Below are 24,478 nucleotides of genomic sequence, written 5' to 3' on the forward strand. Positions count from 1 at the left end.
ACGCGATGGCGCATATTCCATCCTTGTTCGATGTTGGTAGCGTCACCCACGCCGGACGGGTGCGGGAGCGGAACGAGGATTCATGTTTGGTACGAACCGACGTTGGCCTCTGGGCGGTCGCCGACGGTATGGGTGGTCACGAGGCCGGCGATCTCGCCAGTCGCATCGTAGTGCAGTCGCTTGACGCGATCGGCACGCCAGAATCAGCCGTAGACCTGCTGGCGGAATGCGAGGAGCGGCTGTTCAGCGCAAACCAGCAGATACTGGCGCTAAGTCGTGAACGACAGGGTGCCACCGTCGGGACCACAGCGGCGGTTCTGCTCGTTCGTGATAACTACTATGCCTGCATATGGGCGGGTGACAGCCGGGTCTACCTGATCAGTCGTGGCGCAATTAGCCAAGTGTCGCATGATCACAGCGAACTGGAGGAACTGATCGCCGAAGGTGCGCTGTCGCGCGAAGACGTGAATGATTGGCCGAGCAATGCCATTACTCGTGCCGTCGGTGTCGCCGATGATCCGGAATTTGAGGTGGTGACAGGCCCCGCTGAGCCGGAGGATATCTTCGTGATCTGCAGCGATGGCCTGACCAGGCACGTGCAGGACGACGAGATCCTGCAGCACGCGGCTACGCGACGCGCCCAGGCGGCTTGCGATGACATGCTCGCACTGGCTCTTGATCGTGGCGGGCTTGATAACGTGACGATTGTGATCGTGCGCCTGCTGACGCCACGATCTCAGGAGGCGACAAGATCTCCGCTCAATCGGGAGCCGCAACCATGACCCCGAACGATCCGTTCCGATCGTCCTATCACGGCGTGCCGCCCGGCACGCGTCTCAACGGCATTTACGAGATCGAAGCCGTGATCGGCGCGGGCGGCATGGGTGAGGTCTACAAATGCCGTGAGATCCAGACTGGATCGCCTGTTGCGGTGAAAATGCTGCTGCCCGACATGGTTGACAACGAGGCGGCGCTCGCGCTGTTCCGTCGAGAGGCCGCCGCACTCCACAATCTTCCGCATGACGCGATCGTTCGCTACTTCCTGTTTACCGTGGAGCCGGTGCTGCAGCGACCTTATCTCGCGATGGAATTCGTGAATGGCCGCTCGCTCTCGAACATGCTCGATGATGGGCCGTTGACCTTCGAGGCGCTGCTCAAGCTGATGCAGCGCGTCGCATCGGGACTGGACGCCGCCCACGAGCACGGCATCATCCATCGTGACGTTTCTCCGGACAACATCATCGTTCCGCTCGACGACGTCAGGCGGGCCAAGATCATCGACTTCGGCATCGCCCGGTCGACCCAGATGGGCGACAAGACCATCATCGGCTCGGGCTTCGCTGGCAAGGACAATTACGCATCGCCGGAACAGGTTGGGTTGTACGGCAATGACGTGACTGCGAAATCCGATGTCTACAGCTTCGGTCTTGTGCTGTTCCATGCGCTGACCGGACAGAAACTCGACATGGGCGGCAGCCAGTTTCAACTGGTGGAGAAGCGGCGGCGTGTGCCCGATCTCGGCGCGGTGGATATGCGAATCCGGCCTTTGCTGGAGCGGATGCTGCAGCCCGATCCGGCATTGCGCCCGACCATGGGGGAGGTCGCCAGCTGGACGCCAACCGGTTCGGCCCAGACTCCGGCCACGCCGTTATATGGCTTCGATCCACTACGGCGGCCGGAAAGCGTGGCGCCGGCGTCGCAGGACAGGATGCCGTCGACCGCGCGGAGCGCGCGCGGCCTCTGGCTGGGGGCGGGCGTGGCGGCATTGTTGCTGCTGGTCGGCGGTGGCGGATATGCCTTCTACAAGCTGGTCTGGTCAGCGCCCGGCACCGCGGTCTTGCCGCCACCTCCGAAACTCGCTGGAACAATCGTGCCGCCTAAGGTCGAGCCCGCTGGACCACAGCCCGGACGCCAAGAGACAGAGAAGTTGTCCGCGCCACCGACGGCAACGCCGTCTCCGGCACTCGATGGGCTGGGGCGAGCTGAGCGCATCCGCAAATACGTGGCCCAATATTCTGGCGGTGACTGCTTCTTTGTCTTGCCGATTGCTGTGAGCCCAAATGCGGCTGTCATCGAAGGGTTCGGTGCCTCGACCGCCCCGTTCGAAACCTTCGACAAAGCGTTTCGGCGTGAGCAGGGTTTCGAAGCTTCGGTCGGCGTCAGGCAAGTGACCCAGGCGCAATGCCCAGCCGTCAAGTTCTTGAGTCAGGTCGGGAGCGATCAGGCGCGAATGCCACGCATCACCCTGTCAGCGACAGAGCTGAAGGGCGGTGAAACCCTCAATGGGACCATTGAGAACTTTGCCAACCGCGTGGTGGAGTTGCTCATGGTGTCGGATCGCGGCGAAGTCCAGAGCCTCTCTTACCTTCTGAAGCCGGGCATCGACTCACTTTCGTTTACGCTCCCGACAGCGCGCGCGAGCGGTCCGCAATTGCTGTTGGTCGTGGCGGTTCCGCAGGTTCTGGACTCATTGCGCCAGCCGCGACCGATGGCTGCCGACACGTTCTTTCTGCAGGCGCTAAGCGAGGCTCAGCGCAACAAGGTGACTGTGATCGCGGCCGCGCGCTACGTGCTGCTCACCAATTGACCGGCACGCTCAGAACGTTCCGATCACCAGGATTTTCAGGTCGGCATCCGGCTTGAAGTCGCTTGCCGTATATTCAAGCACGTTTCCAGTAGCAGACGATGCCTTTAGCCGCCCAGGACAGAAGCTCACCAAACGGTCGCTGCCGCCTGGGTCGATAGTCAGTTTGAATGAGCGGATCGGCCCGGCCCAGTTCGCGCCGGTCTTGAGCACATACGATATGCGCCGCTCCTGCAGTTTCGCGCTGTTGGTCTGGTTACTGCCCGCGCGCTTGTCGAGTTCGGCGAGGAACGTATCCTGGACGCAGTATTCTTTCCTGTAACGCGCGACTTCCTGAGCGAGTGCGCCGCTGCGGCGCAGGCTCGAGCGCAGGATGGTGTCGGGACTGGAGCCGACGCTCGGGCGGTACTGGTGTTCGACCAAGACGGTGCGCATGGGCGGAAACACCTGCTGGCGCACAGCCGAGGTCTTGATCACCCAACCCGGCGCATACTGCTGCCGACCGTTGTCGCTCATTCCGGCAGGCATCAGAAGTCCGTCGTCCACGAGCCGGGCCCGGGTCGCCTCGGGCAGGTCGGTCACCCGGATTTCGCGGCTACCAATCGGCAGCAGCGGCAATTTGAGTTCGCGGAGCAGGGCACTGACATCCCTGTTGCCGACCATGGCGCGCTGATCGACGGTCAGCGGCGCCGGGCTGCCGTCTACCTTGGTCTCGAAGTCGACGAAGTTGATTGGATCATTTGACGGCAGTGCGATGTTCTCAGCCTCCGACAGGTCGATGTCGGGCAGCGGAAAGGCAACGGTAAGCGTGACCGGCTTGGCGGTGACGTTGGCGAATTGGTAGCGAACGCTAATCCTGTCGAGCGCGATACGAAGGTTCTCGCTCTCCATGGCCACGTCATTGGTGCGTACGAACTGGAGCCCGCCGATCGACAATTCCGCAGCCGAGTCGTTGGCGCGTGCCGGCCAGCCCGTCGCAACCAGCAGCGCGACCATCAAGGCCCGTACCCAGAACGTTGGTCGCGGGGAGGGTCCGTTCGGCAAGCTAGTCTCGATGCGGCGTCGCAGCATAGGCTGGTTCCATCCGATGCGGGTCAATCGATCGGCTGATAAAGATCGCCCCACTCGGACTTCCAGACCCCGTCTGGATCGCACACTACGAGTGCGAGCTTTACGTCGTTTGCCAGCCGGATCGCGCCGCGAAAAGCATCCTGAGCCGGCAACTGCGCGCTGACCTGGTCGGTGGTCAGCCGTCCCCCGCTCGCGGCGGCCGGCAGCACGATCGATCCAGAGATGCCGTCATTGTCGCGTTTCAGGACAAGCGTGATCGCGTCGGGTTGGACTTCGCTCACCTGCTCAAATCTATTCCGAGCCATGTTTTGCACCGCAAGCTGAAGAAAATTCGGACTATCACCGTCCAGTGATAGATTGAACGTGATTGAGATTGCTCACCACTAATTGACGCGCCGCATCAACGGCATCTCGGATTAGTCGATCCGACGCGGCGATCGGTTCGGGGTACATTGAGGCGAACATGCTTCGTCCAAATCGTTGGATCTGGGTCTTCATCGTTGGCGCTGGCATTCTTGGAACCAAGGCGCACGCCGACGATACTGTCGTACGCAGCTTTGCCGGCGGTTCGGCTGCTTCCATGGTCGGCATCGTCCCGGCCAGCGAGGACGTGGAACTCGGGGGGCCGCAAGCACTCAGCGCCGACGGGCAGGGCAACCTGTTTGTGCTCGATCAGATCAACGGTCGCATTCTCCAGTTTGATCCGAAACAGCCAAGCTCAGATCCTGACGTCCTCAAGATGCCGAAAGACGTCCAGCCGACCGATCTCGTGGTCCACAACGACGACATCATGGTTTGGGACGGCGGTGTACGGACGCTGAAGGCGGCGCCGGGGCAATCCACGCGCGGTCTCGGCGGTGATGTGATCGAGCTTGAAGAGGTGTCGAGCCGCGGCGCGGACGACCAGGTCGCCGTCTCGGCTTTCGCCCAGATGGGATCGCAGGCGCCCGGCAGCGCGGCCGACCTGCTCGACCAGAACACCCGCGCGGCCATCGTCAAGACGACGCGGCAGCCCGACCGGCAATATGTTGCTAGTCGAAGCAAGGGCTCGGTGATCGCCGACATCATTCCGGACAAGGGCAATGCCAGCGTACGGGTCGAAATCCAGACCATGGTCACCAACGAGACGATCGGCCAGCTCGGCCTGCGGGTGCGCAACCAGCTCGGCACGGTAGAGTTTCTCGAGATTGACAACAGTGACCGCTTCTATGTGTTAGCGGAGGACGTTCCGCCATCGGGAAAGAATGCCTCCACATTCGTCGCACGCTATGCCGCGAACGGACGTCTCGAAGGAATCTATGAGCTTCCTTTGGAAAACACGCCGCTGACCCGGCGGTTCGTCACGGTTTCGGGCGATGGCGATGTCTATTTCCTGCGGACCAAGCCGGATGGTATTGAAGTGGTTGGTGTCGGCTTCCGGCCCCTGACCAACGCTTCGATTATCGACGTGCGGCCGTCGCGAACGGCGGCCGCGCCGGCACCGCAATCCGGCGTCAAATTTGACGCGTCGGCCGCCGTGAGACCGTCCAATCGCCAGCGGGCGATCGAGACAGCGTTTGCGTTCGAGGGCATCCAGTGGAAGCTGACGCAGGCGAATTACGGCAACGATCCCGACAGCCAATGCAGCGGCTTCAGCCGTGTTCGTCGGCCGTGGTATCTGCAGGGAAAGGTGAACCAGGAGGTCCGCGGCGTACCCTATTGCTGGGGCTGCCACGGTTCGCTCGCGAACTTCCGGCAGCGGATCGAGAGCGGAACGCTGGCTGGCAATGTGTGCACTCGCAATGCGCCACGGCCGGATGTGGCTGGCGTCGACTGTTCGGCATTCGTCAGCGCCACGTGGGGGCTCTCTGTCCACTACACGACTGCCGCTATCCCCGCGATCGCAGCGCCCGTGGCAAATCCCTGGGACCTGAGGCCCGGCGATGCACTGAACAAGCCGGGCTCGCATGTGATGTTGTTCCTGCGATTCACGCCGGATCGCAAGGCCGAGGTGATGGAATCCTCGACCGGTGGCTGCAACGGCCGCGTCTGCCGCAACGTCTACCCGTTGGCGAGCCTGCTTTCGCGCGGCTACGTTCCGGTCCGCTTTCGAGCCTTCGCGGACGATCAGACGGCAGTTTCAGCGAGCGCCTATCAGGAGACCGAACAATCGCCGGCGGGCCGCAAAACGGCAAGCAAAAGGCGCTGAACCCAGTGTGTCGCCAGAGCTACAAAATGGGTAGGCATGATGTCGAGGTGGACCACGATGCGGATGCCCAGAGGATTTGATTGCGGGATCAGGCGGCTATGCGCCACCGTCGGGCTCGCTGCGTTGATCGGACTGATAACCCCTCACGCATATGCGGCAGGAGGATTGTCGATCAGCAATCCAGACGGGGCGGCGGTGCGCGCGCTCGTGATCGGGATCGACGACTACCAGCGCGTGCGCAAATTGAAGGGCGCGGTCGCTGATGCCACTGACATCGTGACCAGCTTGAAGTCCATGGGGGTTGCCGACGTCGTCGAACTGACTAACGCCCAGGCCGACAGGGCAAGCGTCCTGCGCGAGATCAGTGCACTGGTGGAGCGGACCAAGAACAACGACCTCATCTTTCTGTCGATCGCCGGTCATGGCACCCAGGAACCGGAGCGCGTCAAGGGCTCGGAGCCGGACGGAATGGAAAACGTGTTCTTGCTGCCGGGCTTTGAAACTACGCCAACCGGGTCGGTTGAACGGGTTCTAGGCAGTGAGTTCAACCATTTCATCCGGCAGTTCGAGCTGCGCGGGGCGAGGGTGATCTTCGTGGCTGATACCTGCCACGGTGGCGGTATGGTGCGCGATATCGATCCGCGTGCCGCTGAGATGAGCTTTCGGCAGGTCCCGCGCTACACGTTGCTGGTCGACGAACTGAAGCCAGTGTCGGACAGCAACGATCCGAAGTCAGAACTCGATCTTGACCACACGGCGTTCCTGGCTGCGGTGGACCGCTACACCAAGGCGCCGGAAGTCCGCATCCCTGGCATCGATGGCCTGCGTGGGGCTCTCAGCTATGCGGTCGCGCGGGCGGTGGAAGGGAGCGCAGACATCAATCACGATGGGAAGGTGACGCTCAAGGAGCTATTTAGCAATGTTCGACAGGTGGTCTATCAGCTCTCGGACCAGCGCCAGAACATCGTGACCATATCATCGCCGCCTCAGACGCCGGATACCGACGTCGCCTTCGAATTGACGCGCGGTGTCGTGCTGATTCAGGGGCCGGCCGCGAGAGCTGCCTCTGGTCCGGCCGGATCCGGGGTGCCCGTCGAGGGACAGGCGCCCGCGCCACCGGCTGTCACGGCCAAGGCACCAACCATTCCGACCCTTGCCGCGGCGGCGACCAAGGAACTTCCGACCGGCGACGCGCCGGGTCCCCTCCGCCTCGCTGCACCAATCCGGCTGGCGGCGCTCGACGGCAAGACGAGCTATTTTGTAAGCGTGAAGCCAAAAGATGTTCCCGTGCAGGCGGTTCAACCGACGGACAATCCCGACCTGATCTGGGATCCCGTGTCGCACGACGTGATCGCGTGGGGCGACGTGGTCGCCTACGGGATCGACGTTGCAAACCTGCCGACGGTAGTCGACCGGACAGCGGCAATTCGTGAACTGAAACGCATTGCGACCCGGTCGCCGCAGATCATGCGCATCTGGCCAGACGATCGCCAACAGCGTGCTGGCCAGACTGTCGAAGTTGATCTGTCTGATGTGGGGTCAAGAGCGGTGCTGCTGTTCAATGTGTCCGGCGATGGCACCATCCAATTGTTGTATCCGGTGGGTTCTGATGCGGCGCTGGCCCGATCGGCGAGTTTGCGCCTACCGCTCAGGGTTGGCGAGCCGTTCGGTGCGGAACAGATCGTTGCGGTGACCTCGCAGCAACGCATGGTAGATCTCGAGACAGCCCTAATGCAGTTCAACCGGCGTCGCGCCTCGGGGCAAGTGATCAAGAGTCTCGAGCGTTACTTGCCCGCAGACGCGCGAATCGCCTCGATCGGCTTCTTCAGTGCTCCCTGACTCCTAGGGGAGCAGGCCATGCCGTCATCGCAGCCGATCCGCCAGTCGCGACCATGGCTCGCATTCCTGCTGCTACTGGCCGGTAGCGGAGCTGCGCCCGCAGCACCATTGCCGACGGCGTCGTTGCATGGCGGCACGACGTACGGACGTTGGCTTTGGCCTGTACAAGCGGTGCGCGGGCAGACCAATACCGCGAGTGTGTCCCTTCAGATCCTGCCGAGCCAGACCGTCAACGTCGGCGGCAAGGTCTCGTTCGGCGTCACCGCCAGGAAGACTGGATATCTCATTTTGGTCGACGTCGACGCGGAAGGGCGGATGTCCCAGATCTTTCCGACTCCCGAGCTATTGGCGCAGTCGAACGAACGCGACATCAATCTCGTCAAGCCGGGTGTCGAATTTGTTGTTCCTGCCCCGGCGGCGCGACAGCGTGGTTTTGAATATGTCGTCGCACCGCCGACGGGGTCCGCAGTGATGATCGCCATCCTGAGCGAGCGACGCGTGCAATTGCTCGATTTGCCGGACTTGCCCCGCAAGTTAGAAGGTCACGCCGACGCGTTGAGCTATCTGTCGGCCTGGACCAGCGAGCTGCGCGTGCCGGACAACAGCAGCGGAAAGCTGGTGACGAACAATTGGTCGTTCGACGTCAAATCTTATTCCATCAAGTGAGTCCTGTGAAGCTTGGGCTATAGCTTGCTCAGTCGGCTGAAGAAGCCACCCCGGGCGATCATGTAATGAATGTCCTTTGGAAAGGGAAAAGCGCTGCGAACGTTGGAAATTGCGTGCTGGAGGAATTCCCCGCGCTGCGGCGCCGGCTTATGCCGCGGCTGGTCCGCGACCTGCGGGATCATGAAGCGATCCACGAAAGCCGGGTCAAGATCGTTGACCCTGACCATCTGGCCAAATGCCGGAAATAGGTCGTAATGACCCAAGCTTACGCTGAGGTTCTTGAGGGCAGGGCGCTGAGGCTGAGTTTGATTGCCATCGGTCGTCGCCAGCCCACGCCCGATCAGGTCCAGCTTCACCGATTGCGGCAGAGTTGATGGACCATACACGATCTCGAGCGCCCGGCCGCTCTGTCCGGACAGCCATTGGTACCAGAAGGTCGCATCATCGGGCCGCGCATTGGCACCGTAGAGGCAGTCAAATCCCCAACAGGCCGTCAGCTTGCCTTGATACTTTCCGAGGCTCCCGACGAGATTGCGCATGCCGTTACCGCCGCCGGAGTGGCATGCGATGATGAGCTTGCCGATCTGGAGCTGAGGAATGGACGTCGAGGAGAGACCCAGGAACCTGGCAAGAGCTCCAAGGATCTCCTCGAGATAGCGCTCGCCCCAGTTCGCGGTTGCCAGGTCAGACACGCTGTAGTTTCCGGCAAAGGTGTCGCCAACGGCATATTCGTAGCCCAGGAACGGCGCGATAAGCACTACGTCCTTGCCGGAATCTCGGACCTGTTCGCGCAGCCGCGCTGGATCGTTGTGGAAGAGGAATTCATGGTTTTTGACATAGAAGCCGTGAAGCCAGATGACGACGTCAAACTTGGTGGCAGATGTTGGGTGCTTTGGCGGAAGATAAACCGCCGTCGGTTTCATGCCGGGTGCCTGCCGCTTCGTGAAGAGCGTCACCCCGGGAAAGGCGTTGGCGTCCTTTTGCTCAAGCTCACACGCAACCACGCAGGTCGCTCCGCTTCGGCCAATCCAGGCACGGACCTGGATGACCCAGTGTTAAGCTCTGCCGCCCGTCACACCTTTTCGACACCAGATCCGCGCGGCCTCCTGGCCCTCCATGACGCCGTGGCAGCCTTGCGCGTTGCTAGTTGCAGGACTCGACATTACCCACGTTGCCCCCGGGGCCGCCGCCGCCACGGTATTCGAGGTGGCAGCCGCTTCTAACCTGACGGCACAGAGATTGATCGCAAACGACCTGACCACCGCCGCCGCCGGACCTCGCAGTCGCTTGTCGCCGCGGAACGTCGGCTGCCGGCGCCGGCCTCTCGCGGGCCGAACGATCCGCACGTGACGGACGCTCGTCCGTGTTGCGCTTTGCAACCGGTTTCTTCCCGCGTCGCTTCTCGCATTCATTGTCGTCGTTGAGAAACGAACCCTCGGCACAGGTGATCCTGCTGCACTGGTCACCGTCGGCCTTGTAGCCATGATCACAGATCAGGGGACAGACCCGGGACGGCTTGAGCTTGATTGCGTCAAGCGCGTCGAGACTTGCGAGCTTGGCGTCGAATTTGGTTCCCGCGTGCTGGTTGAAAAGAGCCAACGAGCGCTGTGAGGCCGCATTCCATTGGCCATTGACGGCGCCGGTGAAGCAGCCGACGCGGCTCAATTCGCCTTGTAAGGACTGGGCGAGATCTACGGACTTGGCGATGTCGGCCTTTGTGATATCGGTCTGGCGCGGCTCGTCGCTCAGCGCGGCAAGCTTGGGCGTCTTGCTGTCCTCAGCGGGCGCAGCGGCCGCAGGGTTATCCGCGACGGTACTCTCAGCGGCCGGCTTATTCCCGGAGAGTGCAGCAACGATTGTAGATTCGGATGCAGTACGTTTCCGTTCCGCCTCGGCGGCCTGCTCCTGCGCCGCTTGCTTCGTCTTCTCGGCCGCAATCCGGGCCTCTTCCGCAGCCTTCAGATCCGCGGCCGCCTTCTCCTGGTCGGCACGCTGGGCGCCCTGGGACAACAGGCGAGCCCGCTGCTGCTCGGCCTGCTGCGCTTTCGCCGTGGCCGCGACGCGTGCGTCCTCGGCGTCGAGCTGATTGAGCTGCAGCTTGGCCAGATTTGAGTAGTATCCGTCCGGATGCTGGGTCAGGAACGCGTTCAGAGCAGGCTTGTTGCGGAGCTGCAAGGCCAATTCGTAATCACGACGAATTTCCGACTGGGGGTTGGCTGCCTGTATCGGCTCCTCGGCCTTGGTAGCCGGAACAAGCGCAACGTCTTCGCCGCCGAGCGAGCCGTAGACATAGGGCTCCTGTCGGTTGCCCGTGGCTTGCAAGACATCGTCGCGGACGAAGCCGAAAGCCCTTCGCAAGTCGAGCCCCGGCTTTGCGATGTACTTCACGAGAGCCGTCGCGTACGGACTATTCTGGCTGTTGCCATCGAGTGCGGTTAGTCCCGCTTTCGCGGCAAACGCGATCAGCGTGTTGGAGACGGTGGGTTCGACCCTGGCCAGCCCGCGGCTGATCGATCGCGAGGCAACTGTACGTTTCATCGAGTCGGCAAACGGATTGTTGCGGCACGCGTCGACGATCACCACGCGTAGTTGCCTCGCAGGCTCGATCGCCAGCAGGACTCGGTCGAGCGAGAATGCTTCGTCATAGATGTCCGTGTCACGTTCTAGTCTGGCATCGGTCGGGATCAAATAGTTTGTCCCGTCGATCTCGATACCGTGGCCAGCGTAGTACACCAGGGCTATGTCGGCATTGCGGGCCTGATCGGCGAATTCTCTCAGGGCCCGCCGCATATCGGTCGCGGCGAGGTTAAGTCTTGAGTCAACCACATCGAAACCTGCTCCCTTCAAGGTTGCGGTGATCGCCGCAGCGTCGTTGGCCGGGTTTGGGAGCAGAGGGGCGTTTTGATAGTTGGCATTGCCGACCACCAAAGCCACGCGCTTTGTCGCCCAGGCTGGCTGAGAGGCCAGGAACAGCGAAGCGGCGAGAAGAAGCAAAACTCGAAGGTGCCTGTACACTCTCATGGCGAACACCCAACCTATGCCCGTAGAATGGTGACGTCGCGAAGTTCGTACGCTACTGGCGGCTGCCTATCTGCATACAGTACCAATCTCGAGCCCGATCCATTCCCTATGTGTTGTTTCGAAATGCGGACGCGTTCAAAAGGCATGGAAGATATTGCGCCGGGCGTTGCGCGCCGATTCATGTGGATGATAGGCGCCCGCCAGTGCTTTGCTGAGGGCGCGATCGTAATATAAGATGTTGATATAAAACAGTTATTTTTCTTGGATGCTGCTCGTGGCAACGCGGCACAAGGCCTCTGGCGTGGTTCAAACTTGAGTTCCGCTGAGCCGCACATCGAGGAGACGTGAAGCGCGGTGTCAGGCGTGCGGATCGATCGCCTTGGTCGAGAGCTCCGGCCCGGCCTGACGAGTTCGCCGCCCGAGTCTCGCGGGGATTAGACCTGCAGGGATCAGAAAAGGCGTTGCCGCGGCATAGACGTCATATTCAGGGAAGGCCAGTCTTAGAATCCGCTCTTCGTTGATCATTCGTCGGCACTGAATCATCGCAACCGCGATGGCGATGAGCACGGCAAGTGGTGAAAGGACCTGAAGTGTAACACCGACCAACGCAATCCCCTCACATAGGTAGAGGGGATGCCGGACGACTCGATAAGGCCCTTCCGTCACAAGGCGCCTCGCCTCCGGTAGAATGCTGAAGGATTTGCCCAACCAGCGGAGTACCACGATAGAAAGCGAGATCCCCACCAGGATCAACGTCGTGGACAGAGCCGACCAGATTGGGCCGAGCTCTGCCTTCGGAAGAAAAGCGAGTGCGACGGTCGGAAATGCGCCCAGCAAGGCCGAGACCCGCATCTCAACGCCCTTCGACTTCATTGTCGGGACCAGCCGGGTCATGGTTGTCAGTGCAACGAGTCCGAGGAACAGGACGTTGGCAATACTGGCTGCGATCATCAGCAAGTTGTCCACGCTGCCCAACGGAAGGCGATGGATGCTGGCGGCGCCAATGAGAGCAGACCCGCCATAGACGATCACGATGGCCGCCCTGGAGGTCCAGTCCAGCCAGGGATTGACGCCGCCGGCGATCCGGTTCCTGGCTGTCCCCTCCTGGCCGACCTTCGCGTCAGTCACAGCAGTGATCTCGCTCGCTCAAAATCTGCCTCACTAGACGCCAGGCCTCCGGAGAGGTCAATTGGCTGGCCACATCTCCGAGCGCGGCCACACCAGCCAGTCCCATGCGGTTCCACATTCCGCGGACCTTCCGGATCGTCGAGTTGTCATTGAACCGATTCTGTCGCGGCGACACGAATAATGAAGCGCATAATTAAACAGTAGTACTGCCATGGATTTGCACGGATTCGTGAGTTTGCGCCGAATCTTGTTCCTTCTTCCTGTGCTGCTGCTCTTCTTCTGTCAGCCGGCATGGGCGGGGAATCGCGTCGCACTTGTCATTGGCAATTCTGCCTACAAAAACGCGGCGCCACTTTCGAATCCAGTCAATGACGCTGCGATTGTCGAGGCGACACTAACGAACGCAGGCTTTGACGTTGTGCAAACCCGCCGGGATCTTCAGGCGATCGAGATGCGGCGAACGCAGCGCGATTTTGCCGATCAGGCTCGCGACGCAGATGTGGCCGTCATCTACTACGCCGGTCATGGCATGGAGATCGAAGGTACGAACTATCTGATCCCGGTCGACGCCACCCTCGAGCGCGATACGGATGTGTACGATGAGGCGTTTTCGCTCGATCGCGTCATGCTGGCCATTGAACCGGCAAGGCAGCTGCGACTTGTGATCCTCGACGCTTGCCGCAACAATCCTTTCTCCGAAAAGATGAAACGGACGGTCGGCTCGCGGTCCATCAGCCGGGGCCTTGCCCGAATTGAGCCGGCGACGGCGAATACTCTGGTTGCCTTTGCCGCCAAGGCTGGCTCGACAGCGTCGGACGGCAACAGCAAGAACAGTCCCTACGCTGCCGCATTGGTCAAATATATCGGGACTCCGGGTCTGGATTTGCGCAGAGTGTTCGGCTTCGTTCGCGACGACGTCATGAAAGCGACGGGCAACCGGCAGGAGCCCTATGTTTACGGCACGCTTGGCGGCGACGATGTGCCGCTGGTGCCCGCCAGGGAAACGGCCAAGTCGCCAACCAGGGAACCAGCCGGAGAACCAGCCAAGGAGGCCGCGAAGGAAGCGGCCCCATCGCCAACGCTGCGATCCGAAATACGGCGCGACTACGAGCTCGCGCTGCAGGTTGGCAACAAGGATGCACTGAACTTCTTCATCGTCCAGTATCCGGATGGTTACTACGCAAGTCTCGCAAAGCTTCAGCTCGCCAAAATCGATGCGGAGGAGAAGCGTGTTGCTGCGGCCGAAAAGGCGCGTCAGGCCGAGCAGGAGCAGGCGCGCCTCGTCAACGAGGGCGCACAACAGATGCAACTTGCCAAGGCTGCGTCGGATCTGAAAGCAGCGCAGGAAGCTCGGGCGGCCGCCGAGACTGCCAAGGAAACCGCGCAGCATCAGGCTGCTCAAGCGGAACAAAGGCGTGTCGCGGCTGAAACGGCAGCTGCTGCGAAGAACGCTGCGCCATCAGCAACAGGGCAGCCGCAAGAGGCGAGGGCAAACACGGACACAAAAGTGGCCGCGCTCCCCAATCCACAGGCTCCCGCGCCGCCGCCTTCGCCAACCGAGCTGGTAAAATCGGTGCAAACCGAATTGCGCCGGGTCGGCTGCCTCACGGGATCGGCCAGTGGGGAGTGGGATGCGGCGTCGCGGCGCTCGCTTGAGTTGTTCAATCAAAGCGCCGGCACCAAGTTCGATACCAAGACCGCGAGCGCCGATGCGCTCGATGCGATCAAGCTCAAGCCGGCTCGGGTTTGTCCCTTGATTTGCGGATCCGGCCTCAAGCGCGACGGCGATCGCTGTGTCAAGATTACCTGCGCTGCGGGTTACTTTCTGAATGGCGACGATGAATGCGAGAAGCGCAAGGTCCGTCAGGCCCCGTCCGCAAGACTTGAACGAAGGGAGAGGGAGGCTGCTCCTGCAAGACCCGCAAGACCCGAGGCCAGCGCAAGCAACAAGCCGGAAGGCGGCGGAATGCCATTCATGTTCTTCCTGCCCTGAAGATTTCAGCCGATATCGTGTAGCGCCGTGTTCAAGCATGCCGTTCGAGTCTGTATCGACCATTCTCAACGTAAGCCCGGCCCCAGTCTTTCCTTGCGGAGACCTTCGGGTCTTCGCGACACATTTTTCCAGCTGGATTGGCCGACCCGCGCACCAGATTCACATGCTCGTCAGACCTGATTCACGTTCAGTCGACGAGGCGGGCGAAACGTGGCTCGTTAGTCGCCGTTGTGGCTAGCAAGGGTCAAACAAGCCGCTCATGCGATTGCTGCCGCGAAAGTGCATAGGAACGCAAAGTGCGCTTATGTGATTGCCCTCTGGCCGGCAGCTATTGCGGTTGCTGAGGACCGGCAGCGTCTTTCCGGGTGTGACTATCTTCGGAAGACGGCGCAGGGAGACACGATCGCAATTTCGGACTTCGGAGAAGCTGATGCCTATTCCGTTGAGGATTTACATCACGCCATTTGCCGACAGGGGGGTCGTTGAGCCCGGGCAATGGAGCAGCGACACGGCCAAGAAGGCGCTCGACGTGGTCAATACGATCTGGTCAAAGGCCAAGATCGCGTTCGTGATCAGCGATTGCTTGATGGAGAAGCCGCTCGACATGGCGAAGAGCGCGCGCAGCAATGATCAGCGATTGCTGGGTGTTCTTGCCTCTCGGCACGATCCGGACAATGCCATCCACATCTACCTCGTCAATTCGATTGAAAATCTATCCGCCGGCGGAAGCTCATACCCCAATAGCGAACCCGAGCCGGCAAGCTTCGTCCAGTGGTATGGCAATGACCACGCCAATGGACGCGCCTGGGCTCACGAGCTTGGCCATCTGATGAGCCTCGATCACGTCGAGATCGACTATTCCAATGAGAAGCAGGCGGCGCAACGCGTCAAGAACCTCATGACGAAAGGATTGAGCGCCGGCTCCGACTTGACTGGCCAGCAGATCGATGCAGCCAAGGGCTCAAAGCTGGTCAAGCGATTTGGCGGATAAGTCGTCGGCCGGCCGCCGGCGGCGGAGGTTGGTGGCGCTGTACCGACTGCAACGTCCGAGGCGGCGCTTCAAATTCTAAGGCGAGCCGAAAGGGGCGGACCTCCGATCACCGTTACGAGAGATGTGAAGCCGCACACATCCGGAACTCGGATGAAGCGCTAATCAGGCCTTCAGCTTTCGCAAACCACGGAGATTCCCGTGAAACGTCTGACAATTTGCGGACTGATCGCCGTTTCGTCGCTCGTTGCCGCAACGACTGTGCTGCAATCACACAAATGGCCGATCATCGGGACGGTCGGAGCGGCCCGAATCGCCGGGGTGCCGGAGTCTCAAAGCGGCGGGCACGTAGACAAACTTCCGGTCCAGGAATTCGATGATCGATCGCTGGTGTTTCCGCGTGAGACAAAGCCGCAGCAATAGGCGTGCTGGCATGCCCGCGCGGGCGTCGATCGGCTGAAGAGGCAGTATCCTTGACCCGTCAAGGGCCCATCAGGTTGGGCTGCATGCTGGAGAGGTCGCTCAGCAGCCCCAGGGACTTGAGCAGTGCGTGGTGCTGGTCGACTTCCAGTATCGCCAGCAGCAGGGTCAGCACGACCGCGACAAAGATGAGCAGGGGTGAAGCTTCCTTGCTCGTCTTGGCCACCGGATCGTGGGCCGACGAAAGCAAGGCACGCAGACCTCGCAGATGCGAAACCATCAGCAGATACGTTTTGGATCGTATTTGCATGACCAAGGCCCTCGCAGCCTCAAATGCAATCTAGAACTTGGTCCGCCGCCGTTCAATCTGGCGTGTCAATGTGCCCCATGGAACTGGGTAGAGCGCTATTCGTTGAGCTGGATCAAATGCAATCGAGGTACCTCATGCGTCGATTCGCGTTCATCGTCTGCGTAGCGGCGTGGTCCAGCTGCGGGTTGGCGCTCGCACAAACGGATCAACGCCCCGAGAAGCCGGGCACTGTTGGCACGGGGCGAACTGCTCCCGAGGATAAGGGCCAGCTGCAGCCGCAAGGCTGGACCGGTCCGGTCGAGACGCGATCGGGTGGCGCGCCCGCCGAAAGCCCGCAAGGCCAGAGCCCGCCCGGCATGCAAGCTGCTCCGGAGGGATCGAGCAAGACCGTCGTCGCGCCGGACAAATGACGCGTTTGTGCGAAGCGCAAATTCAGGCAGAATGGGACGTGGCGTGGGTCTGGCGTTGCCTCGGATTCGCTGATGAATTCCTTCCTTCTCGCCTCGCTCACTCTGATCGCCTCGCTCGTCATCCCGGTGCAGACAGCTCGCGCGCAAATGATGGGCCACGGCGGGGCGGTACGGGCGATGGCGGTTTCGGCCGATGGGAAGAGCCTGCTGTCCGGCGGGTTCGACACCGCCGCCATCAGATGGTCCCTCGCACGCGAATCCGCGGAACAGGTGTTGCGGTTTCATTCTGACGCGGTGAACGCGGTTGGATTCCTTCCCGACCGGCGGATGGTGACCGCCGGGGCGGACGCGCGCATCGCGATCTGGACAGCCGGCCGGCAGCAGCCGGACATGGTGTTGCTGGGACATGACGCGCCCGTTGTCGCGTTCGCGGTCTCGCCCGACGGCGCGATGATCGCCTCTGCATCCTGGGATCACTCGGTGCGGCTTTGGTCACTCATCGACGGCGCGCAGCGGGTGCTTGAAGGTCATTCGCAGAACGTCAACGGCGTTGCTTTCGCGCCCGACGGCAAGTCGCTCGTCAGCGTGGGCTACGACCTTGCGCTGCGGATCTGGCATTTGCCCGATGCGAGTGGCGAAACGATCGTACTGCCGGCTCCCCTGAATGCCGTCGTCATCGCCAGTGACGGTGAAATCGTCACCGGGGCGGCGGACGGCAAGCTGCACCTCTTGAGTGCTGGCGGCAAGGATCGCGGCGAGGTTGCCGCCGGCACCGCGCCGGTCGTGGCTCTCGCCATATCCGGCGATGGCACACTGATCGCGGCTGCCTGTGTGGATGGCGTGGTGACAATCATCGATCGCAAGACGCGTGCTGTGTTGCGCGCGCTGGTGAGATCGGCAGTGCCGGTCTGGTCGGTTGCGTTCCTGCCCGATAGCGAGATCCTGCTGACCGGCGGCGCCGACGGAAAGATCCGGCGCTGGAATGTGCGCACCGGCGAACCCATCGGCTCCAATCTGCTGGGCACGCCAACCGATCCGCTGGCGGCCTATGCCGGCGATCCCGGCGCGGAAGTGTTTCGCGCCTGCGTGGCCTGTCACACGCTGTCGGAGAAGGACACACAGCGCGCGGGCCCGACATTGGCGGGATTATACGGCCGGAAGATCGCGTCGCTGCCCAGTTATCGCTTTTCGGATGCACTCAAGACGATGGACATCGTCTGGACGCCCGACACGGTCGCAAAACTGTTCGAGATCGGTCCAAATGCCTACACGCCCGGCACCAAGATGCCCGAGCAGCGCATCGGCTCCGCGGAAGATCGCCGGGCACTCACCGATTTCCTGGGGCGCGCGACCGCGAAATAGTCGAACAACGCTCTAGTTCTTGTTATCTCTTTCGCGCAAATAGTCGTCCGTCGTGCGCGGTGGGGCGCGTTCGGGGACGCCAGCGAACGGATCGAACTGCTGCTCGCTCATGGTGATGACACGGCAGTCGGCGCACATCCTGAGCGCGTCAACGCGCTTGTCGCCGGCTGGATACATCCAGTGCCGGCCTTCGAGCTTTGCCGCGATGCGATCGATCGTGCTCTTGACGCCAAACGGCTTGCCGCAACGGACGCATAGGGCAGGCTCTTCCTCCTTGATCACCAGCGCGGGCGCGCGGGAGGCGCGGAAATCGATCTGCGGGGTCAGTTTGATCACCTTTTCGGGGCAGGTGCTTTGGCACAAGCCGCATTGCACGCAGGCATCTTCCAGGAATTTGAGCATCGGACGTTCCGGATCGTCGCGCAACGCGCCAGTCGGACAGACCGAGACGCAGGACAGGCACAGCGTGCAGCCCTCGGTGTTGACGCTGATGGCGCCGAGCGGCGCGCCCTCGGGCAGTGCAATCACGTCGGTCGGGCTCGGGGCCACGCGGTGCAGCTCGCTCAGGCCAAATCGGAGCAGATCGCGCCGCTTGCCCACGGTCCTGAATGTTGCGGGCTGACTGACGGTCGCGAGCGGCTCGATCGCCTGCAACGCTTCGCTCAGCTTATCGGGGTCGTCCGTCTCTATCGTCGCGACGCGGCGGCCGGAAAATCCGAGGCCGGCGAGAATGGCGTCCGCCATGGCGATGGTCTGCGACAGCCCGGTCAAATCGTGCAGGGGCTTCGCCCGCAGCAGGAAACGCACGGCGGACGCGCCATGGGCAAACGCCGCCACGACGGCTTCGAGGCCGAGCTGCGTCACTTCGTTGACGGTGAAAGGCAGCACATTCGCCGGCAGACCGTCGCCATGGCGGGCCAGCGCATCGATCAGCGAGCTGCCGTGCTGGCTGTCGTGAAACAACAGCACGGGCCGGTCGCCGCCGGCCTCGCGATAGGTCAGCAGCATCGCGCGGAGCCGGTGCAGCTGCGTGTCGGCGGGCGGCAGGACATAAGAGGCCGCGCCGGTCGGGCAGGCCGCAGCGCACTGGCCGCATCCGGCGCAGACTTCCGCATTCACGCTGACATGATCGCCGGCCGGCGTGATCGCACTCGTGGGGCACAAATCCAGGCAGCGGTGGCAGCCGGTGCGGTTCGAACGCGAATGCGCACAGAGCTCGGCAGTGAAGTTGACGTATTTCGGCTTGTCAAAGCTTCCAACGAGATCACGTGCCTTCAGCACCGCGCGAAGCACGGCGGCGGGATCGGCAGGATCGGCGCGCAGGTAGCCGTCCCTGAGATCGTGGGCGGGAATTAGCGGCGCGCCGCCGGATAGATCCAGCACGAGATCGCAGCGCGAGATCGCACCGTTGCGTGGCGCCTCGAACACGAAGCGATCGCGTGAGGAAGGGCGCGGCCGGGCGTAGTCGTCGATCACGAGTTCGAACGCGCCGAAATGGCCCTTCGCGTTGCCGATCGTTCCCTTCACGATCGGAAAGGTCGTCGCCGCGGGCGGCGCGATGTCCTGCGGCTGCTTCAGCATGACCGTCACGTCGAGATGGTCGGCGAGCAGCCGGCCCGCCTCGATTGCCGCCTCATCGCGCCCATAGATCAGGATGACGCCGTCGCTCGACAGCGTGACGAGCGGATAGTCCGGGACGGCGACGGAGGCTGCCGCAAGCAGCGCCGCCATCTTTGCACCCGCTTGCGCGCCGTCGCGCGACCAGCCTGCCGTTTCACGGATGTTGGCGAAGGTGATCCCGTCAGGCCGCTCGCCGGCCTCGTCGGTGAACTGCGCCGCCTGCTGCGTGCAGGCCACGGTCAGCGGACCATTTGCCTTTGCGGCGCTGCGGAAGTGATCGATCTCCGCGCCGCAGAGATGGCGAAAGGTCTTGATGTCGCAGTTGGGGCATCCACGCCGGATCGTGGCCGTGTCGAGGCGCATCGTGTCTTCGCACGAGCAGATCAGGACGGTCTTCGCTGGTTGCTCCAGGTTAAGCCCTCCGTCGGTGCGGCGCGGAGGACGGACTCGCGCCGACCCATCACCTCATATAGCATTGTCCACGGGTAAAAAAAGGAAGTGGAGGACGGCCTATGCCGTCGACCTCGACCACCCACGTTTCCCTGGCGGAACCTATCCAGTTGCCGCCGCCGTTCACGCTCGTCCGGCTGCGCGAGTGCGGAGATGCCTTTGCCCAAGCTTGCCGCATTGCACCCGAGGGCGGCGCCGGTACGCTGGTTTACGTCGGACGGTTCGACCTTGCCGAGTTCGCCGTGGTGCTCGAACCGGGGGAACCCCTGCGCAGCGCGCGGCGCGCCTTCTATGGCGGCATGGTCGCGCTCACCGACGCCCTGCGCGCCTACGCACCGCCCAACAAGACCGTGACGATCGACTGGCCTGATGCGGTCAGGATTGACGGCGGGCTGGTGGGCGGCGGGCGGATGGGATGGCCGTCGTCGGCCAGCGAGGACGAGCCGCCCGCATGGCTTGTGTTCGGCGCCATGATCCGCACCGTCGCAATGACTGACCAGGGGCCCGGCGTTCACCCGCTGACATCCGCACTGGATCAGGAGGGATTTGGCGAGGCGGGTGCCGTGCAGGTGATGGAAAGCTTTGCGCGCCACCTGATGCGGGCGCTCGACAGCTGGCAGGTCGACGGCTTCGAGCGCATCGCGCGCGACTATCTTGGCCGGGTGCCATGCGAGCGGCAGAGGCTTCAGCGGATCGACGATCACGGTGATCTCCTGACACGCCGCGTCGGCGCGGACGGGATTGAGCGAAGAGGGCTCGTGAAGGCGCTTGGCACGCCCGGCTGGTTCGATCCGACGCACGGAGGGCCGCGTCTGTGAAGCTGCTGCGGACCATTGCGCTCGATCCGTCCGACACATTCGTGTTCGACGTGCCGGCCGAGCCAGGCGAGTGGGCCGTCTCCGGCGCCTTCCGCTTCTGCGATCAGGATCCGGCGGCGCTCAGCGGAAAGGCACGCACTGCCTTCCGCAGCGGCTTTCTCGGCGTGCAATCCTGGGGCTGGTCGACGCTGGTGCAGATCGTGCCGGCGACGGAGGCTGATTGCCGGACGCTGACCGATCTCCTTGCCAGGCAACTGGTCGACCGCTTCGGCGCCCCGGACGTGGCAACCGCGCGGACATCAGCGGAAGAGGAGGTTGCTTTCACGCAAACGCTTTGCACACATCCGATCAGCTCGCTCATTGCCGTGCACCGCACCGCTGATGACGGCGAGATCCGCGAGTCCTTCCGGAGGCTGCAATTGCGGGAAGGGCAGGGACACGGCAAGGCATTCTCCTTCATGGAAGTCGAGGATGACACCGAGCCCGACGGCGGTCTCAATCTCGCGGAGCTGGGCCGGGAGCTGCGACGCCCATGAACGATTCGACGAACGATTTCTGGATCGCCTGCGGCCACCATTTGCTCGATCGCGACGCGAGCGGCGGGCTATGCGTCACCGACGAATTCCTGAAGGCCTATTTCGCCCGTCCCGAGCTGATGCCGCCGGACGATGCCTGCCCCGTCGAGCGCCGGCTGCACCGCGAGCTGCTGGCAAATCCGCGCTTGCCGGTGGGCGCAGAGGACGTTGCCGGGATTATTGACGCGGACGCCCGGGAAAACTGGCGGTTCGTGCTGGCCTTTCGCGATCTCCTGTTGCGGCATCCGACGCTGGAAGCGGCCTATCTCGCAAGTGTCCGCTCAGGCATGAGTGAGCTGCCGCCGCTGTTCGTCAACCAGCTCGTGCACGTGATCCTGCGCAACGCGCTCGATGGCTGTGACGACCCCTTCGTGTTGCGCGCCGCGGAACTGTTCTTCCGCGCGCAGCGGATTCTGCCGCACGAGCAGGCCCTGCTGCTCGGAGATGACGAGGTCGTCGGCGGGCGAAACCCGACGCCGGTGCTCTCGCTGATGTCGATGCTGGGCGCAATGCATGATGCCGAGGTCGATGTCATGAGCGAGGAGACCACCGAAGGCTATTGGCAGCGCAGCGACCGGTTCGACATGGCATTCGACCTCACCGCGGGCGGCCGCGGGCCGCCTGCGGTGGCGCAGGCCATGACGCGCTGGATCTCCCATCTGCTCGGGATCGACGTCGCCATCGAACCCTTGCGCGCGATAAACGATGCGCACCTCACCTGGTATGTCGGGCTCGATGCCGATGCCACGGGGCTCGGCGACCGTCTCTGGCATGGCGAGGAACTTGACGAGCGCAGCGCAGGCCGCGTGCTCGCGCTGTTCCGGCTGACGTTTGCGGACGCCAGCCAGGCGATGGCGGACGTGCGCGGCGAGCCCGTCTATCTCATGCTGGCGATGACCAATGACCGGAAGCTCCGCATGAAGCCGCAGAATCTGCTGACCGGCTTGCCGATCAAACATCTGGAGATGGTGACGTGAGCGCCGCCGCACTGCCATTGGTGCGCATTCCCGTCGGAATCGTCGTCGAGCGGCGCAAGGCGGACTCGCCATGGGTCGACTTTGTCTGGCGCGGCGTGGCCGTGCTGCCGGACGAGCCGGAGACAAGACCCTGGACAGTCCTGCGCGAGGAGGAGGGGACGACCTTGTTCTACGCGGGCAGTGCCACGGTCGATCTCTATCCATCCGAGACGGCGCGCTATCACGACAATCTCGCATCAGGCAGTCCGAGCATCTGGATCGTTCTGGCGCCCGCGGAGGGCGCCTGGCCCTATACGGTGGCCACCGCCACCGCGGATCCCGCGGAAGGCGAGGGGTTCACCGAGGCCGGCGCCAATCTGGTCGAAGCGGTACCCATGCCCGAGATGCTGCGCGAGGCGATTGAAAGTTTCATCGCCGAGCACCACGTCGAGCGCGAGTTCTTCAAGCGCAAGCGACGGCAGGCTGATCCCGAGGCGTTGGCGCGCCGTCAGCATGAAGGCGGGCACGAATGAGCGAGGACCGATTTCTGGAGCGCTGGTCCCGCCGCAAGCAGGAGGCAAAGGCAAACGCCGCGCCTCCCGAGACGGCAATGCCTAACGACGTGCAAGCGACGCCGCCGCCGGCGGCCACAGAAGATGATCCCGACCTTGATCTGTCGAGCCTGCCCTCGATCGACCAGATCACATCGGCAACCGACATCACCGCCTTCCTGCGCAAGGGGATTCCGCAGGAATTGACGCGTGCGGCGCTTCGTCGCGCCTGGAGCGCCGACCCCGCCATTCGCGACTTCGTCGGGCTCGCCGAGAACGCCTGGGACTTCAACGACCCGAACGCGATGCCCGGCTTTGGACCGCTGGACTGTTCCCAAGAAGAACTGGCCGCACTGGTCGACCGTATCGTTGGCGGCGTGCGCAAGGCGGCTCAATCCCTACCGGATGCATCTGTCGAACCCAAGGATTCTGCACCGGAATTGCAGCAGGTGGAAACTTCGATGATTACGGATGCGGAAGACAGATCTGCGGCGACGGAGTCCGCGCCCGCTGCTGTTGCATCGCAACCGACGTTGGCTGAGGACGTCGCGCGTGACACCGCTCCGGTGAAGCGCCGCACGCATGGCGGCGCGCTGCCGTCCTAGATGCCCAACCAAAGGCTATAGTGTCAGGCTATGGGCAAACGTTGACCACCCACGGAACCAGGACTACGATTCGCTAGTTCTTTGTAACAAAAGCAATAATCAGGCAGACGGGGACTCTGGATGGGAGGTCCACGTGCGTGACGAAGGGCTTGATCGCGCCATTGACGCCGTAGGCGGCGTTGCCCAGCTTGCGCGCAAAATTGGCATCAGCCAGCCGTCGGTTTCGAACTGGGTCAAGGTGCCTGCGCAACGGGTGATTGCAGTCGAAGCCGCAACCGGCGTGTCGCGCAATCAATTGCGGCCCGATCTTTATCGCGAGAGCTCCTTATCCGAGCCGATCGACCCCATCGATGCGGCACGCGCGCAGGAATACGCATTCCTTGCCATGCTTCTGTCCGCAGCTCCATCAAAGCAGCTGCTCGATCAACTCGCCGCATTGAACGCAGATACGACGCCGCTCGGACGCGCGCACGCAGTGCTCGCGGACGCCGCCGCTCGCGCGGTCCCGGCCCGGATCGAACGCGAATATTTCGATCTGTTCGTGGGCCTCGGCCGTGGCGAACTGCTGCCCTATGCGTCCTATTACCTGACCGGGTTTCTCAACGAGCGGCCGCTGTCGCGCCTGCGCGCTGACCTCGCGGCGCTCGGGATCGAGCGCGTCGAAAACAATTTCGAGCCCGAGGATCACGCAGCGATCCTGTGCGAGATCATGTCTGGCTTCGCAAGCGGGCAGTTCGAGGCGACCGCGGATGCGCAGCGCGCCTTCTTCGAGACGCACGTCGTGTCCTGGATGGGCCGGCTGTTCGCCGACATGGAGAGAGCAGAGGGCGCCGATTTCTATCGCGCGGTCGGGGTACTCGGTCGCCTGTTCATCGAGATTGAGACTGATGCATTCACGTTCGCCAACTGACCAGCGTGCGCTG

23 protein-coding genes are annotated in these 24,478 nt (G+C 62.6%); 16 read left to right on the forward strand and 7 right to left on the reverse strand.

What is annotated here, in order from left to right; translation table 11 throughout:
• Positions 1–5 precede the first annotated feature (5 nt).
• On the forward strand, positions 6–782 hold the full coding sequence (locus ACKWRH_RS16600; RefSeq protein ID WP_445221443.1) for a PP2C family protein-serine/threonine phosphatase: 777 nt from the start codon (positions 6–8) through the stop codon (positions 780–782).
• Positions 779–2,587: a serine/threonine-protein kinase gene (locus ACKWRH_RS16605; RefSeq protein ID WP_445221444.1), complete on the forward strand. Its 1,809-nt coding sequence runs from the start codon at positions 779–781 to the stop codon at positions 2,585–2,587. Before ACKWRH_RS16600 ends, ACKWRH_RS16605 begins: the two co-directional genes overlap by 4 nt.
• A gap of 9 nt (positions 2,588–2,596) precedes the next feature.
• Here the strand turns inward: ACKWRH_RS16605 and ACKWRH_RS16610 are convergent, their stop codons facing one another.
• Entirely contained in the window at positions 2,597–3,580 is a 984-nt protein-coding gene (locus tag ACKWRH_RS16610) for a DUF4424 domain-containing protein (protein ID WP_445221445.1), read from the reverse strand.
• 98 nt (positions 3,581–3,678) lie between these two features.
• Positions 3,679–3,936 carry a hypothetical protein gene (locus tag ACKWRH_RS16615; protein ID WP_224580849.1) on the reverse strand — a complete coding sequence of 86 codons (258 nt, stop codon included), beginning with the start codon at positions 3,934–3,936 and terminating at the stop codon, positions 3,679–3,681.
• 182 nt (positions 3,937–4,118) lie between these two features.
• Between ACKWRH_RS16615 and ACKWRH_RS16620 the strand changes: the two genes are divergently transcribed.
• The 3 genes from ACKWRH_RS16620 (at position 4,119) to ACKWRH_RS16630 (ending at position 8,348) form a co-directional block, all read left to right on the forward strand.
• Positions 4,119–5,843, forward strand: a complete 1,725-nt coding sequence (locus ACKWRH_RS16620; RefSeq protein ID WP_445221446.1) for a hypothetical protein — start codon at positions 4,119–4,121, stop codon at positions 5,841–5,843.
• Between the two features lie 57 nt (positions 5,844–5,900).
• Positions 5,901–7,682: a caspase family protein gene (locus ACKWRH_RS16625; protein ID WP_445221447.1), complete on the forward strand. Its 1,782-nt coding sequence runs from the start codon at positions 5,901–5,903 to the stop codon at positions 7,680–7,682.
• Positions 7,683–7,805: 123 nt separating this feature from the next.
• A complete protein-coding gene (locus tag ACKWRH_RS16630; RefSeq protein ID WP_445221448.1) occupies positions 7,806–8,348 on the forward strand; it encodes a DUF4384 domain-containing protein in 543 nt (180 codons plus the stop codon).
• 17 nt (positions 8,349–8,365) lie between these two features.
• On the opposite strand, the gene ACKWRH_RS16635 is transcribed toward ACKWRH_RS16630, so the two are convergent.
• The 3 genes from ACKWRH_RS16635 to ACKWRH_RS16645 all read right to left on the reverse strand — a co-directional run bounded on the left by ACKWRH_RS16635 (position 8,366) and on the right by ACKWRH_RS16645 (position 12,497).
• Positions 8,366–9,352 (reverse strand): hypothetical protein, encoded by a 987-nt coding sequence (locus ACKWRH_RS16635; protein WP_445221449.1) that lies wholly within the window; start codon positions 9,350–9,352, stop codon positions 8,366–8,368.
• 139 nt (positions 9,353–9,491) lie between these two features.
• Positions 9,492–11,369 (reverse strand): caspase family protein, encoded by a 1,878-nt coding sequence (locus ACKWRH_RS16640; RefSeq protein WP_445221450.1) that lies wholly within the window; start codon positions 11,367–11,369, stop codon positions 9,492–9,494.
• A 357-nt stretch (positions 11,370–11,726) separates the two neighbouring features.
• Positions 11,727–12,497, reverse strand: a complete 771-nt coding sequence (locus tag ACKWRH_RS16645) for a methyltransferase family protein (RefSeq protein WP_445221451.1) — start codon at positions 12,495–12,497, stop codon at positions 11,727–11,729.
• A gap of 211 nt (positions 12,498–12,708) precedes the next feature.
• Here ACKWRH_RS16645 and ACKWRH_RS16650 point away from each other — a divergent pair, with 211 nt between their 5' ends.
• From ACKWRH_RS16650 to ACKWRH_RS16660, 3 genes are all read left to right on the forward strand, one after another.
• Entirely contained in the window at positions 12,709–14,490 is a 1,782-nt protein-coding gene (locus ACKWRH_RS16650) for a caspase family protein (RefSeq protein ID WP_445221452.1), read from the forward strand.
• Positions 14,491–14,920: 430 nt separating this feature from the next.
• On the forward strand, positions 14,921–15,481 hold the full coding sequence (locus ACKWRH_RS16655) for a hypothetical protein (protein ID WP_028150783.1): 561 nt from the start codon (positions 14,921–14,923) through the stop codon (positions 15,479–15,481).
• Positions 15,482–15,679: 198 nt separating this feature from the next.
• Complete coding sequence (locus ACKWRH_RS16660; protein ID WP_445221453.1) at positions 15,680–15,901, forward strand: hypothetical protein; 222 nt, start codon at positions 15,680–15,682, stop codon at positions 15,899–15,901.
• A gap of 58 nt (positions 15,902–15,959) precedes the next feature.
• Here the strand turns inward: ACKWRH_RS16660 and ACKWRH_RS16665 are convergent, their stop codons facing one another.
• Entirely contained in the window at positions 15,960–16,208 is a 249-nt protein-coding gene (locus ACKWRH_RS16665) for a hypothetical protein (protein WP_445221454.1), read from the reverse strand.
• Positions 16,209–16,342: 134 nt separating this feature from the next.
• On the opposite strand from ACKWRH_RS16665, the gene ACKWRH_RS16670 reads away from it, so the two are divergent.
• Both ACKWRH_RS16670 and ACKWRH_RS16675 read left to right on the forward strand, forming a co-directional pair.
• Positions 16,343–16,618 (forward strand): hypothetical protein, encoded by a 276-nt coding sequence (locus tag ACKWRH_RS16670; protein ID WP_445221455.1) that lies wholly within the window; start codon positions 16,343–16,345, stop codon positions 16,616–16,618.
• 72 nt (positions 16,619–16,690) lie between these two features.
• Positions 16,691–17,980: a c-type cytochrome gene (locus ACKWRH_RS16675; RefSeq protein ID WP_445221456.1), complete on the forward strand. Its 1,290-nt coding sequence runs from the start codon at positions 16,691–16,693 to the stop codon at positions 17,978–17,980.
• A 12-nt stretch (positions 17,981–17,992) separates the two neighbouring features.
• Here the strand turns inward: ACKWRH_RS16675 and ACKWRH_RS16680 are convergent, their stop codons facing one another.
• Positions 17,993–19,963 (reverse strand): 4Fe-4S binding protein, encoded by a 1,971-nt coding sequence (locus ACKWRH_RS16680; protein ID WP_445221457.1) that lies wholly within the window; start codon positions 19,961–19,963, stop codon positions 17,993–17,995.
• A gap of 149 nt (positions 19,964–20,112) precedes the next feature.
• On the opposite strand from ACKWRH_RS16680, the gene ACKWRH_RS16685 reads away from it, so the two are divergent.
• The 6 genes from ACKWRH_RS16685 to ACKWRH_RS16710 all read left to right on the forward strand — a co-directional run bounded on the left by ACKWRH_RS16685 (position 20,113) and on the right by ACKWRH_RS16710 (position 24,465).
• Positions 20,113–20,868: a biotin/lipoate--protein ligase family protein gene (locus tag ACKWRH_RS16685; protein WP_445221458.1), complete on the forward strand. Its 756-nt coding sequence runs from the start codon at positions 20,113–20,115 to the stop codon at positions 20,866–20,868.
• Positions 20,865–21,404: a DUF6505 family protein gene (locus ACKWRH_RS16690; protein ID WP_445221459.1), complete on the forward strand. Its 540-nt coding sequence runs from the start codon at positions 20,865–20,867 to the stop codon at positions 21,402–21,404. The genes ACKWRH_RS16685 and ACKWRH_RS16690 overlap by 4 nt, the downstream gene beginning before the upstream one ends.
• Entirely contained in the window at positions 21,401–22,420 is a 1,020-nt protein-coding gene (locus tag ACKWRH_RS16695; RefSeq protein ID WP_445221460.1) for a DUF6352 family protein, read from the forward strand. Before ACKWRH_RS16690 ends, ACKWRH_RS16695 begins: the two co-directional genes overlap by 4 nt.
• Entirely contained in the window at positions 22,417–22,932 is a 516-nt protein-coding gene (locus ACKWRH_RS16700) for a DUF3305 domain-containing protein (RefSeq protein WP_445221461.1), read from the forward strand. The genes ACKWRH_RS16695 and ACKWRH_RS16700 overlap by 4 nt, the downstream gene beginning before the upstream one ends.
• Positions 22,929–23,555, forward strand: coding sequence for a DUF3306 domain-containing protein (locus ACKWRH_RS16705; protein ID WP_445221462.1), 627 nt, complete (start codon positions 22,929–22,931; stop codon positions 23,553–23,555). The genes ACKWRH_RS16700 and ACKWRH_RS16705 overlap by 4 nt, the downstream gene beginning before the upstream one ends.
• Before the next feature lie 133 nt (positions 23,556–23,688).
• Entirely contained in the window at positions 23,689–24,465 is a 777-nt protein-coding gene (locus tag ACKWRH_RS16710; RefSeq protein WP_445222421.1) for a Cro/CI family transcriptional regulator, read from the forward strand.
• Positions 24,466–24,478: the final 13 nt, after the last annotated feature.

It is taken from the genome of Bradyrhizobium sp. Pa8 (genome assembly GCF_052588265.1).